The sequence below is a fragment of the Asticcacaulis sp. genome, from assembly GCF_035497195.1.
GTDB lineage: Bacteria > Pseudomonadota > Alphaproteobacteria > Caulobacterales > Caulobacteraceae > Asticcacaulis.
In genome coordinates this window covers 16,213-29,592 of record NZ_DATJDZ010000002.1, presented here as the reverse complement: position 1 = coordinate 29,592, position 13,380 = coordinate 16,213, and the positions used below count along the sequence as shown (strand labels likewise).

The window sequence follows — 13,380 nt, the reverse complement described above, 5'->3', positions numbered from 1 at the left end:
TTTGCGAGGGGTCATATGGCCAATTTCCTAAGCCAGCTTGTGCTTAAAAAATCGATTCTGAAGATTCAGACAGAAGCGGCGAAAAGCCCGCTCAAGCGAACGCTGGGTCCGATTAATCTGATGAGTCTTGGGGTCGGCGCTATTATTGGCGCCGGCATTTTCGTTTTGACCGGTCAGGTGGCGTCCGCCAATGCCGGTCCGGCGATCATGCTGTCCTTTATTGTCGCAGGCATCGCCTGTGCGCTGGCAGGCCTGTGTTACGCTGAACTGGCCTCCACCATGCCCGTATCCGGCTCAGCCTATACCTACGCTTACGGTACGCTCGGCGAAAGCGCCGCCTGGGTCATGGGCTGGCTCCTGGTGCTGGAATACGGTATCGCGGCCTCCACCGTGGCGGTCGGCTGGTCCGGTTATGTGGTCAGTCTGCTAGGTGATTTCGGTGTGCACTTCCCTTCCATTATTGGAGGAGACGCAGCCCACCCCGCCGTTCAGTGGGCCACGCCGCTGGTTCAGGCCGTCACCAATGACGCTGGTCACACGACCATGTCCATGACCGGCACCTTCAACCTGATCGCGGCCGTCGGTATCGGTCTCGTTACCTGCCTTCTGGTTCTGGGCGTCAGCGAATCGGCCAATGTCAACAACGCCATCGTCGTTCTGAAAATCATCGTCCTCCTCACCTTCATCGCTGTCGGTATTTCCTATATCAATCCGGCCAACTGGCACCCCTTCATTCCGAAAGCGACCGGCAATCCCGGTGAATTCGGCGTGGGCGGCATCTTCCGCGGCGCGGCCATCATCTTCTTCGCCTATGTCGGTTTCGAAGCCGTCTCCACCGCCGCCGCCGAAGCCAAGAACCCCAAGCGCGATGTGCCCATCGGCATCCTCGGCGCCCTGGTCATCTGTACCATCATCTATATGGCCGTCGCCGCCGTCATGACCGGCGTGGTCCCTTATCTCGAGCTGGCCAGCCCTGCACCAATCGCGGTCGCCATAGACCACATGGCCCTGACATGGGCCAACTTCCCCTGGCCTTACGTTGCCAGCGGCCAGATGAACGCGATCAGCCTCCTGATCAAGGTCGGCGCTGTGGCCGGTCTCAGTTCGGTCATGCTTGTGCTCTGTTTTGGCCAGACCCGCATCTTCTACACTATGGCGCGTGACGGTCTGTTGCCTGCCGTCTTCGCCAAGATTCACCGCAAATTCCGCACGCCCTGGCTTGGCACTATCCTGCTTGGCATCATGATCGCCATAGCAGCCTCCTTCCTGCCGATCTCCCTGCTTGGCGATCTCGTCAGCCTGGGCACCGCGGTCGCCTTCTCGATCGTGTGTCTCTCGGTCATCTACCTGCGCGTCAAGCACCCCGAAATGGAACGTCCGTTCAAGGTGCCCGGCGGCATCGTGACCGCCGTGCTCGGCATCCTGGCCTGTCTGTTCCTGGCCTGGCAGAACTTCGCGCCGATGATCGATCACTACAATCGCGGCAACACCCTGCCGCTGACCATTCTGGTTTGCTACGCTTTGGTGGGTGTGGTGATCTATGCGGGTTACGGCTTCTGGCACTCGAAGCTCGCCAAGGGCATCGATATCTCGGAAGACGATGAACTTGAAGGCCCTGTCGAGGCTTTGGGACATGGCGTCGACGACATCAAGAAATAAGCTGGCGACAGCTTGAATGGACAAGGCTCAGATCGTACATCGGTCTGAGCCTTTTCTTTTGCGAGTCACTATGTCCGAAGAACCACCGATCCGCCTGTTCGTAGCGCCCGTCACGCCGTTGCAGCAGAACTGCACCGTGATCTGGTGCACGAAGACAAACAAGGCGGCGATCATCGATCCGGGTGGCGATCTCGATCCGATCCTTGAGGAAATCAAGCGACGCGGCCTGACGGTCGAGAAGATCTGGATAACCCATGGTCATGCCGATCATGCCGGTGGTGCCGCCGAACTGAAGGAGCGCACCGGTGCCCCCATCGAAGGGCCGCATGAGGATGATCAGTTCTGGATAGACAACATACCCAGCATGGGCCAGCGCTACGGCATCGACAATATGCGCAGTTTCACGACTGACCGCTGGCTGCATGACGGAGATACGGTGACACTCGGTGAAACGACCTGGGATGTCATCCACTGCCCCGGCCATACGCCGGGTCATGTCATTTTCCATCACGCGCCGTCAGGATTCGCACAGGTCGGCGATGTGTTATTCAAGGGATCGATCGGCCGCACGGACTTTCCGCGCGGCAATCATGCCGACCTGATCCATTCGATCACGCAAAAGCTGTGGCCGCTGGGCGATGTACAGTTTGTGCCGGGGCACGGTCCGATGTCGAGCTTCAATATCGAGCGGCAGAGCAATCCGTTCGTGGCGGATCGCGTCATCGGTAAGGCGGGGCCGAACACTCAAGGGCCAGGTTGAAGAATAAGGCAAGGGGACATAGTCCCCTTGCCTTTAACCTTTCAAAAGCGGCGCAAGCTTTTGGGCGATGCTCATATCACCCTGGATCTTCATCTTGCCCGTCATGAAGGCCATCATCGGGTCGAGCGTACCCTTGGCCATGGCCATCAGGTCATCTATGGCGATCTGGATGGTGGTGTCGGCCTCGCCGTCATCATTGGTGACCGTATTAGGCACGGCAGCGCCATTGATCAGGATCTTGCCGGCGTCACCGAAGTCGACCTTGATGATTTTGCCGAGGCCGGAATTTTCTCCAACGGCGGCGCTGATTTTTTGTGTAATGGTTTCAAGATCGGACATGGCCGACTCCTTTGTCTGCTGTAAGCCGGGATGACCTTAAGGTTAAGTCTCAATCCCGGCAAGCCGCACCTTAGGTCAAGTTAAGAGAAAAAATGACAGCAGTAAAATTCGACGTGGTAATTATCGGTGCAGGTGCCGCCGGCCTGATGTGCGCTATAGAGGCCGCCAGGCGCGGACGGCGCGTGGCGGTGCTTGATCATGCCAAAAAGCCGGCCGAAAAGATCCGTATTTCCGGTGGCGGAAAGTGCAACTTCACCCACCTCCAGGCCACGCCGAAAAACTTCCTGTCGCAAAATCCGCATTTCTGCATTTCGGCGCTAAAGCGTTTTACGGCCTGGGATTTCCTCGATCGCGTCGTCAAACGCGGCATCCCCTATTTCGAAAAAACCGAAGGCCAGCTTTTTTGTGAAACCTCTGCCGGGGACATCATCGACATGCTGCTGGATGACTTGCATGAGGCCAGTGGTGAACTCTATCTCGGCGTGACCATCGAACGGATCGAAAAGACCGTGAGCGGTTTCGATATTCTGACCTTAGACGGCCTGATCGCCTGCGAAAAACTGGTGATGGCGACCGGCGGCCTGTCCATTCCCAAGATGGGCGCTACCGGGCTAGCCTATGACATCGCCCGTCAGTTCGGCCATGAGATTACCGAGACACGCGCCGGCCTGGTGCCGTTTACGCTCGGCGGCGACAAACTAGCCGCGATCGAAGGGCTGTCGGGTGTGTCGCTGAATGCCAAGGTGACCTGCGGCAAGACCAGCTTTAGCGATGGTTTCCTCTTCACCCATCGTGGCCTTTCCGGCCCGTCAATCCTGCAAATCTCCAGCTATTGGAAACCCGGCCAGACCATCGAGATCAATCTGCGGCCCGATATTGATCTGCTCGATCATTTACAGGCCAAGCGCAAGGACCGCTCGAAGCAGACCATCGGCACGGTAATGGCCGAAGTGCTGCCGCGTCGCCTGTCCGACCGTATTCTCGAATGGCACGTTGTCGCACCAGAAACACGGATGGCCGAGCTTTCCAACGCCACCCTGCAAACCCTCGCCGATGCCGTCAATCGCTGGACGTTTATGCCCGATGGCACCGAAGGCTACCGTACGGCCGAGGTCACGCTCGGCGGTATCGATACCGAAGGCCTGTCATCGCAGACCCTGGAAAGTCTGAAATGTCCGGGACTTTATTTCATCGGTGAGTGTATCGATGTCACCGGCTGGCTGGGCGGGTATAATTTCCAGTGGGCCTGGTCATCCGGCTGGGCGGCGGGACAGGTCGTGTAGAAGCCACCGCGCCCAAATGGCGATAGCCACGCATCAGTAACCATGTTATCTAAAATCAGTACCTCAGCGGAGTATGCGTCCATACATTCACTGCGCATGTGTACCTTTGCGCCTTTTTGAAGGGGCTATCCCATGTATGTCAAACACCTGCTGGCCATTAGCGCCAGCCTTCTACTCATGTCTGCTCCGGTGGCATCAGCCGAAATCTATAAGGATTACACACCGGACGCGGGTATCTGGAGTGAGACCGTCGTCGAGGTCGATCCCAACCATGTCGATGATTACCTGGTCGGGCTGAAAGCCTCTCAGGTGCCTGCCCTGGAGATCATGAAAAAGCACGGTCTGATCGACAACTACATCTTCATGGTCAAGGACGGTTATAACGCCGGCGCGCCAAACGTCATCATCGCCACGCATTTCGTCAATGCGGCGGCCATGGAGCCGGACCAGGCGCGTGACCAGGCGATCGAAAAGGAAATCTACGCCGCCTTCAGCAAGGAAAAAGGCGAAGCGGCCGTGGCGGGGTACGAAAAATACCGCAAGTTCACCGAGATAAACAACTGGCGGACCATTACCTTCACCAAATAAAAAAAGCCCCTGAACCGCAAGGTTCAGGGGCTTCCATTTTAGAGACGGAACCTACTCGCTGGCGACAGGCGCTTCGAGCAGGACTTCGGCGGGCAGAGGCTCCATGGCCTCTTCGCGCTGATGCGACAATTGCTCGTCGCGCTTCATGGCCACGCGTTGCAACTGGCGGAGGTAAGCGCCGGTACCGGCCGGAATCAGGCGGCCGACGATGACGTTTTCCTTCAGGCCGTCCAGGGTATCGATCTTGCCCTGAACCGAAGCTTCGGTAAGGACGCGGGTCGTTTCCTGGAACGAAGCCGCCGAGATGAACGACTTGGTTTGCAGCGACGCCTTGGTGATGCCGAGCAGGATCGGTTGCGTGAGGGCCGCACGGCCGCCGCGGCCTTCGGCCTTGGCATTCTCGACATCGACTTCCGCCTTGTCGAGATGGTCGCCCTTGATCAGACCGGTATCCCCGGCTTCCAGGATTTCGACCTTTTGCAGCATCTGACGCACGATGACTTCGATGTGCTTGTCGTTGATCGGCACGCCTTGCAGACGATAGACTTCCTGCACTTCGTTGACCAGGTATTCGGCAAGCGACTCGACGCCCTGGATACGCAGCAGATCGTGCGGATCGGGATTGCCGTCGATGATGTAGTCACCCTTCTGGATGTAATCGCCGTCATGGACGGAGATATGCTTGCCCTTCGGGATCAGGAACTCGACCGCTTCGCCTTCACCATCAGGGGTGATCTTGATGCGGCGTTTGTTCTTGTAGTCGCGGCCAAATTCGACGCGGCCATCCATTTCAGCGATGACGGCGCAATCCTTCGGACGGCGGGCTTCAAACAGTTCGGCGACGCGCGGCAGACCACCGGTGATGTCGCGGGTCTTGGCGCCTTCGGTCGGGATACGGGCAACGATATCGCCCGACTTCACTTCGTCCCCATTGCCGACCGAGAGAATGGCCCCGACCGGCAGTTGGTAACGGGCATCGCTGCCGCTGGCCAGCTTCTTGTAGGCGCCGGCGTCGTCCGTGATCCCCATAGTCGGGCGGATTTCGACCTTGCTCGTCGAGCGGAAGTCGATAACCACACGGTTGGAGATACCGGTCGCTTCGTCGGTTTCCTCGCGGACGGTCTGGCCGTCGGTGAGGTCTTCGAAGCGGATCTTGCCGCCGACTTCGGTGATGATCGGGGTGGTGTATGGATCCCACTCGACCAGGCGCTGCCCCTTCTTGACCGTCGCACCTTCGGTGACGCGCAAGCGTGAGCCGTACGGCACCTTGTAGGTTTCGCGGTCCTTGCCATCGTGGAAGACGGTGACGACCAGGTTGCGCGACATGGAGATCAGGTCGCCATGCGAACCCTTGACGGTCGGGGCGGCCGACAGCTTGATCACGCCGTCCGAGGTCGTTTCGTAGAACGACTGTTCAGCCACCGAAGCCGTACCGCCGATGTGGAAGGTACGCATGGTGAGCTGGGTGCCCGGTTCACCGATCGACTGGGCGGCGATGACGCCGACCGCTTCACCCATATTGACGCGGGTGCCGCGAGCCAGGTCACGACCATAACAGGCGGCGCAGGTGCCTTGTTCGGCTTCACAGGTGAGGACCGAGCGGACCTTGACCGACTGAACGCCGGAACCCTCGATGGCCTCCACCACATCTTCGTCGATATAGGTATCGGCTTCAACCACGACTTCGCCGGAAGCGACGTCCTTGATGTCTTCCGCCGTGGTGCGGCCGAGAACACGCTGGCCGAGGCTGACCAGCACGTCACCGCCTTCGACGACCGCGCGCAGCGTAATGCCGCGTGTGGTGCCGCAATCGGTTTCCATGATGATACAGTCTTGCGCCACGTCAACGAGACGACGCGTCAGGTAGCCGGAGTTGGCGGTCTTCAGCGCGGTATCCGCGAGGCCCTTACGGGCGCCGTGGGTCGAGTTGAAGTATTCCAGAACCGACAGGCCTTCCTTGAAGTTCGAGATGATCGGCGTTTCAATGATCTCACCGGACGGCTTGGCCATCAGGCCGCGCATCCCGCCGAGTTGCTTCATCTGCGCCTGCGAACCACGGGCGCCGGAGTTGGCCATCATGTAGATCGAGTTGATCTCTTTTTCACGGCCATTGGCGTCGAGGTGCTTGCGGCTGATTTCCTTCATCATTTCGTCGGAAACGCGATCGGTCGCCTTCGACCAGGCATCAACCACCTTATTGTACTTCTCACCCTTGGTGATCAGACCATCGGCGTATTGCTGCTCATATTCCTCAACCAGGTGACGGGTTTCGCTGACGATGCCCACCTTGGTTTCGGGAATAACGATGTCGTCCTTGCCGAAGGAGATACCGGCGCGCGCCGCTTCCTTGAAGCCCAGGGCCATCATCTGGTCGGCGAAGATCACCGTCGCCTTCTGGCCGCAGTGACGATAGACCACATCGATCAGGTTGCCGATTTCCTTCTTGGTCAGGGTCTTTTCGAGGACCTTGAGGCCGATGTTTTCGTTCTGCGGCAGCAGGGCGGCGATCTTCATGCGGCCCGGAGTCGTGTCGACGACCTTGGTGCGCACAACGCCGTCTTCATCCTTCTGGGTGAAGCGGCACTTGATCTTGGCGGCCATCGAGACCGAACCGTTATCCAGCGCCTGCTGGATTTCGTTCAGGTCGACGAAGATCATGCCCTCGCCAGGCTCTTTCTCCTTCACGAGCGAAAGATAGTAGAGACCAAGCACGATATCCTGCGAAGGCACGATGATCGGGCGGCCGTTGGCGGGCGACAGGATGTTGTTGGTCGACATCATCAGCACGCGGGCTTCAAGCTGGGCTTCCAGCGAAAGCGGCACGTGGACGGCCATCTGGTCACCGTCGAAGTCGGCGTTGAAGGCCGAGCAGACGAGCGGGTGAAGCTGGATGGCCTTGCCTTCGATCAGCTTGGGTTCGAACGCCTGGATGCCGAGACGGTGAAGCGTCGGGGCGCGGTTGAGCATGACCGGATGTTCGCGGATGACCTCTTCGAGGATATCCCAGACCTGCGGCTGCTCGCGTTCGACCATGCGCTTCGATTGCTTGACGGTGCCGGACAGGCCCTTGGCGTCGAGGCGGGCGTAGATGAAGGGCTTGAACAGTTCAAGCGCCATCTTCTTAGGGATACCGCACTCGTGCAGCTTGAGTTCCGGGCCGACGGTGATGACCGAACGGCCGGAATAGTCAACACGCTTGCCGAGCAGGTTCTGACGGAAGCGGCCTTGCTTGCCTTTCAGCATGTCGGCGAGCGACTTCAGCGGACGCTTGTTGGCGCCGGTGATGACGCGGCCACGACGACCGTTGTCGAACAGGGCATCGACCGATTCCTGCAACATGCGCTTTTCGTTGCGGATGATGATGTCCGGCGCGCGCAGTTCCATCAGGCGCTTCAAACGGTTGTTCCGGTTGATGACGCGGCGATAGAGGTCGTTGAGGTCGGAGGTGGCGAAGCGGCCACCATCGAGCGGCACCAGCGGGCGCAGTTCGGGCGGGATGACCGGCACGACCGTGAGGATCATCCATTCCGGGCGGTTACCCGATTCCATGAAGGATTCGATCAGCTTGAGGCGCTTCGAATACTTCTTGGCCTTCATTTCCGAGGTCTGGTCAACCAGGTCGGCACGCAGCTTGTCGGCGATTTCCGACAGGTTCATCGCCATCAGCATGTTGCGCACGGCTTCGGCGCCGATTTCAGCGGTGAAGCTGTCATCGCCGAATTCTTCCTGGCAACGGTAGTATTCGTCTTCGCTGAGAAGCTGATGCAGCTTAAGCGAAGTCAGGCCCGGTTCGGTAACGATGTAGTTTTCGAAGTAGAGCACGCGCTCCACGTCCTTCAGCGCCATGTCGAGGATCATCGAGATACGCGACGGCAACGACTTCAGGAACCAGATGTGGGCGACCGGCGAGGCCAGTTCGATGTGGCCCATGCGCTCGCGGCGAACGCGGCTCAGGGTGACTTCAACGCCGCACTTTTCGCAGATAATGCCCTTGTACTTCATGCGCTTGTACTTGCCGCACAGGCATTCGTAATCCTTGGTCGGGCCAAAGATACGGGCGCAGAACAGGCCGTCACGTTCCGGCTTGAACGTACGGTAGTTGATGGTTTCCGGCTTCTTGATTTCGCCGAACGACCACGACAGGATCTTTTCCGGCGAAGCGAGCGTGATACGGATCTGGTCGAAGGTCGGGGCGACCTGGACCGGATTAAAGATATTCAGGACTTCCTGGTTCATGCCAGTGACTCCAAATTTGGGCTGACGCCCGTAAAAAATTCAATGGGTTAAGTGTTGGGGTCGAGGGGACTAGTCCCCTCGCCTTACTTATCCCTGCCCGTTTTCAAGCTCGACATTCAGACCCAGGGAACGCATTTCCTTGATCAGAACGTTGAAGCTTTCCGGGATACCGGCTTCGAAGCTGTCATCGCCACGGACGATCGCTTCATAAACCTTGGTGCGGCCCGCCACGTCATCCGACTTGACGGTGAGCATTTCCTGGAGGGTGTAGGCGGCGCCATAGGCTTCCAGCGCCCAGACTTCCATTTCCCCGAAGCGCTGACCACCAAACTGCGCCTTACCACCCAGCGGCTGCTGGGTAACGAGCGAGTATGGCCCGATCGAACGTGCGTGGATCTTGTCATCGACCAGGTGGTGGAGTTTGAGCATATAGATGATGCCGACCGTGACCGGACGCTTGAACTGCTCACCCGTCTGACCATCGTACAGGATCGACTGCCCCGAACGATCGAGACCGGCAAATTCGAGCATGTCCTCGATGTCGTTGATGTGGGCGCCATCGAAGACCGGAGTCGCGATAGGCACGCCGCGCGACAGGTTCTTCGCCAGTTCGATCAGGTCTTCTTCCTCATCCGGAAGCTCCTGGTCAGGACCGTAGACACCACGCAGGTGATCGATCAGTGCCTGCTTCTGGCCACCATTCTGCCAGTCTTCCAGCAGGGCGGCGATTTGCAGGCCGATATTGTGACAGGCCCAGCCGAGGTGGGTTTCGAAGATCTGACCGACGTTCATGCGCGAAGGCACGCCCAGAGGATTCAGAACGATATCGACGTGCTCACCGTCAGCCAGGAACGGCATGTCTTCGACGGGGAGGATCTTGGAGATAACCCCCTTATTGCCGTGACGGCCGGCCATCTTGTCGCCCGGTTGCAGCTTGCGCTTCACCGCCACGAACACCTTGACCATCTTCATGACGCCCGGCGGCAGTTCGTCGCCGCGTTGCAGCTTTTCAACCTTGTCCTCGAAGCGGCGGTCGAGACGCTTGCGGGCATCTTCGAACTGGCGCTTCATGGCTTCCTGCTCGGACATGATCTTCTCGTCTTCGAGCGCCACTTGCCACCACAGGCCCTTGGAGACCTCGCCCAGCTTTTCCTCGGTCACTTCACCGCGGCCCATACCCTTCGGACCGGAGATGGCGACCTTGCCCAGCAGCAGTTCCTTGAGACGGCCGTAGATATTGCGTTCCAGGATCGACAGTTCGTCGTCGCGGTCCTTGCCGAGGCGTTCGATTTCAGCGCGCTCGATAGCCTGGGCGCGTTCGTCCTTTTCAACACCGTGACGGTTGAAGACACGGACTTCGACGATCGTACCGGCAACGCCCGGCGGCAGGCGCAGCGAGGTGTCGCGGACGTCGGACGCTTTTTCACCGAAGATGGCGCGCAGGAGCTTTTCTTCCGGCGTCATCGGGCTTTCGCCCTTCGGGGTCACCTTGCCGACCAGAATATCACCCGGCTGGACTTCGGCGCCAATGGCGACAATGCCGGCTTCGTCGAGGTTACGCAGGGCTTCTTCGCCGACGTTCGGGATGTCGCGGGTGATTTCTTCTGGCCCAAGCTTGGTATCGCGGGCCATGACTTCGAACTCTTCCAGGTGGATAGAGGTGAAGATGTCATCGCGCACGATGCGCTCGGAGATCAGGATGGAGTCTTCGAAGTTGTAGCCGTTCCACGGCATGAACGCCACGCGGACGTTGCGGCCAAGGGCCAGATCACCCAGATCGGTCGAGGGACCGTCAGCGATGATGTCGCCGGCCGCGACCTTATCACCAACACGGACCAGCGGACGCTGGTTGATACAGGTGTTCTGGTTGGAACGCTGGAACTTCGACAGGCGATAGATGTCGACACCCGGCTTGTTCGGATCGGCTTCTTCGGTGGCGCGGATAACGATACGCGTACCGTCGATCTGTTCGACCACACCGGTGCGCTTGGCGGAGACGGTGGCGCCGGAATCGCGGGCCACGACCTCTTCCATGCCGGTGCCGACGAACGGCGCATCCGCCTTGACGAGCGGCACGGCCTGACGCTGCATGTTCGACCCCATGAGCGCGCGGTTGGCGTCATCGTTTTCAAGGAAGGGGATCAGCGCGGCGGCGACCGAAACGACCTGCTTGGGCGACACGTCCATATAGTCGACGGTCGCGGACTGTTGCAGACCGGGTTCACCGTTGACACGGCCCTGAACCAGGTCCTCAACGATCCTGCCATCTTTCATGGTGATATTGGCCTGGGCGATGACGTGCTTCGACTCTTCCATGGCCGACATATAGACGACCTCTTCCTGAGCCTGGCCGTCAATCACCTTGCGGTACGGTGACTCGATGAAGCCGTACTTATTGACGCGGGCATGGGTGGCAAGTGAGTTGATCAGACCAATGTTCGGGCCTTCCGGCGTTTCAATCGGGCAGATACGGCCGTAGTGGGTCGGGTGAACGTCGCGGACTTCAAAGCCGGCGCGCTCACGGGTCAGACCGCCAGGCCCCAGGGCCGACAGACGGCGCTTGTGGGTGATTTCCGACAGCGGGTTGGTCTGGTCCATAAACTGCGAAAGTTGCGAGGAGCCGAAGAATTCGCGCACGGCGGCAGCGGCCGGCTTGGCGTTGATCAGGTCATGCGGCATGACGGTGTCGATATCGACCGACGACATGCGTTCCTTGATGGCGCGCTCCATGCGCAGCAGGCCGACGCGGTACTGGTTTTCCAGCAGTTCGCCAACGGAACGAACGCGGCGGTTACCGAGATTGTCGATATCGTCGATTTCACCACGGCCATCACGCAGGCCGACCAGGATCTTGAGGATCTGGAGGATATCGTCCTTGCGCAGCACGCGCACGTCATCAGCGACATTTTCTTCAAGACGCATGTTCATCTTGACGCGGCCAACGGCCGACAGGTCGTAGCGCTCCATATCGAAGAACAGCGAGTTGAACATCGCTTCGGCGGCTTCGATCGTGGGCGGTTCGCCGGGACGCATGACGCGGTAGATGTCGAACAGCGCATCTTCGCGGCTGCTGTTTTTGTCAACGCGCAGGGTCGAACGCACATAAGGCCCAACCGTCACGTGGTCGATGTCGAGCACATCAACTGTGGTGAAGCCCTGCTCTTCCAGGACGTTGATCGAGGCGGCATCGAGTTCGTCACCGGCTTCGGCGTAGATTTCGCCGGTCGTGAAGTTAACCGCGTCACGGGCCAGATAGCGGCCAACCAGCGCATCGGCGGCCAGCAGCAGCGAATTCACGGTATCGCCAAGCTTCTTGGCGGTACGGGCCGAGATCTTGGTGCCGGCAACCGCGATCACTTCGCCGGTGTCGGCGTCGATCAGGTCGAATTCCGGCTTCACACCACGCCAGCGCTCAGGCTTGTAGGGCGTGACCCAACCGGATTCACGCTTTTCGTAAGGCACGACATCATAGAAGGTTGTCAGGATTTCTTCGCCGTCCATGCCCAGGGCATAGAGGAACGAGGTGGCGGGCAGCTTGCGGCGGCGGTCGATACGGACATACACAACGTCCTTGGCGTCGAACTCGAAGTCGAGCCACGACCCACGGTACGGAATGACGCGGGCGCCGAACAGGAGCTTGCCCGACGAATGGGTCTTGCCCTTGTCGTGATCGAAGAAGACACCCGGAGACCGGTGCATCTGCGAAACGATAACACGCTCGGTGCCATTGACGACAAAGGTGCCCTTGTCGGTCATGAGCGGGATATCGCCCATATAGACGTCTTGTTCCTTGATGTCCTTCACCGAACGGGCGCCGGTCTCTTCGTCCATTTCAAAGACGATCAGGCGCAGCTTGACCTTCAGCGGCGCGGCGTAGGTGATGTCGCGCTGGATGCACTCTTCCACATCGTACTTCGGCTCTTCAAACTCATACGACACATATTCGAGCGTGGCGCGTTCGTTGAAGTCCTTTACCGGGAAGACCGATTTGAACACCGCTTCCAGGCCGTCATCGATACGGTTGGCCGGACGAACATCGCGTTGCAGGAACTGCTCATACGACGAGCGCTGCACCTCGATGAGGTTGGGCATCTGGATAGCTTCGGGGATACGGCCGAATGACTTACGGATCCGCTTTTTCTGGGTGAACGATAAGGCCATCGTTTTTCCTGACACGAGTTAAGTGTTTGGGCGTTATAAACGCTAAAATTTGTTGTCGATGTGCAGATTGAACTGCGGGGAATTCAAGGTTTGGGTTTTGTCCCATTTCCGGGGACGAAAAGTCTGCCTTGCGCCCGCTCTTTTTTAGCGGGGGGACCGCCAAAGACGCTGTGATGTGATCCATCATTTCGGATCAGTCCCTTCGCCGGCAGAAAGAGCATAAGACCGGCATTCGGGCCACCTTCAAAGCGCAATACGCCTTAAGGGGGAGCGTCACATACCCCGTTTATTCCCATCCGTAAAGGGGTAAACTTGAATTATTTTGAAAGAGTCAAGCGAGAATTTCGAGACCCC

The 13,380-nt window shown here is 58.8% G+C and carries 7 protein-coding genes; 4 read left to right on the top strand and 3 right to left on the bottom strand.

Annotated features, from left to right (window positions below; genetic code table 11):
- The first annotated feature begins 15 nt into the window (after positions 1 to 15).
- Both VL130_RS00135 and VL130_RS00130 read left to right on the top strand, forming a co-directional pair.
- Complete coding sequence (locus VL130_RS00135; protein ID WP_325359799.1) at positions 16 to 1,659, top strand: amino acid permease; 1,644 nt, start codon at positions 16 to 18, stop codon at positions 1,657 to 1,659.
- A 70-nt stretch (positions 1,660 to 1,729) separates the two neighbouring features.
- Positions 1,730 to 2,419: an MBL fold metallo-hydrolase gene (locus VL130_RS00130; protein WP_325359798.1), complete on the top strand. Its 690-nt coding sequence runs from the start codon at positions 1,730 to 1,732 to the stop codon at positions 2,417 to 2,419.
- 33 nt (positions 2,420 to 2,452) lie between these two features.
- Here VL130_RS00130 and VL130_RS00125 read toward each other — a convergent pair whose 3' ends face one another.
- Positions 2,453 to 2,758, bottom strand: coding sequence for an SCP2 sterol-binding domain-containing protein (locus VL130_RS00125; RefSeq protein WP_325359796.1), 306 nt, complete (start codon positions 2,756 to 2,758; stop codon positions 2,453 to 2,455).
- A gap of 92 nt (positions 2,759 to 2,850) precedes the next feature.
- Between VL130_RS00125 and VL130_RS00120 the strand changes: the two genes are divergently transcribed.
- Complete coding sequence (locus VL130_RS00120) at positions 2,851 to 4,041, top strand: NAD(P)/FAD-dependent oxidoreductase (RefSeq protein WP_325359794.1); 1,191 nt, start codon at positions 2,851 to 2,853, stop codon at positions 4,039 to 4,041.
- Between the two features lie 132 nt (positions 4,042 to 4,173).
- Complete coding sequence (locus VL130_RS00115) at positions 4,174 to 4,629, top strand: hypothetical protein (RefSeq protein WP_325359792.1); 456 nt, start codon at positions 4,174 to 4,176, stop codon at positions 4,627 to 4,629.
- 51 nt (positions 4,630 to 4,680) lie between these two features.
- On the opposite strand, the gene rpoC is transcribed toward VL130_RS00115, so the two are convergent.
- Together rpoC and rpoB are read right to left on the bottom strand one after the other, a co-directional pair.
- Positions 4,681 to 8,865, bottom strand: coding sequence for a DNA-directed RNA polymerase subunit beta' (gene rpoC, locus VL130_RS00110; RefSeq protein WP_325359790.1), 4,185 nt, complete (start codon positions 8,863 to 8,865; stop codon positions 4,681 to 4,683).
- A gap of 87 nt (positions 8,866 to 8,952) precedes the next feature.
- Entirely contained in the window at positions 8,953 to 13,026 is a 4,074-nt protein-coding gene (gene rpoB / locus VL130_RS00105) for a DNA-directed RNA polymerase subunit beta (RefSeq protein ID WP_325359787.1), read from the bottom strand.
- Positions 13,027 to 13,380 lie beyond the last annotated feature (354 nt).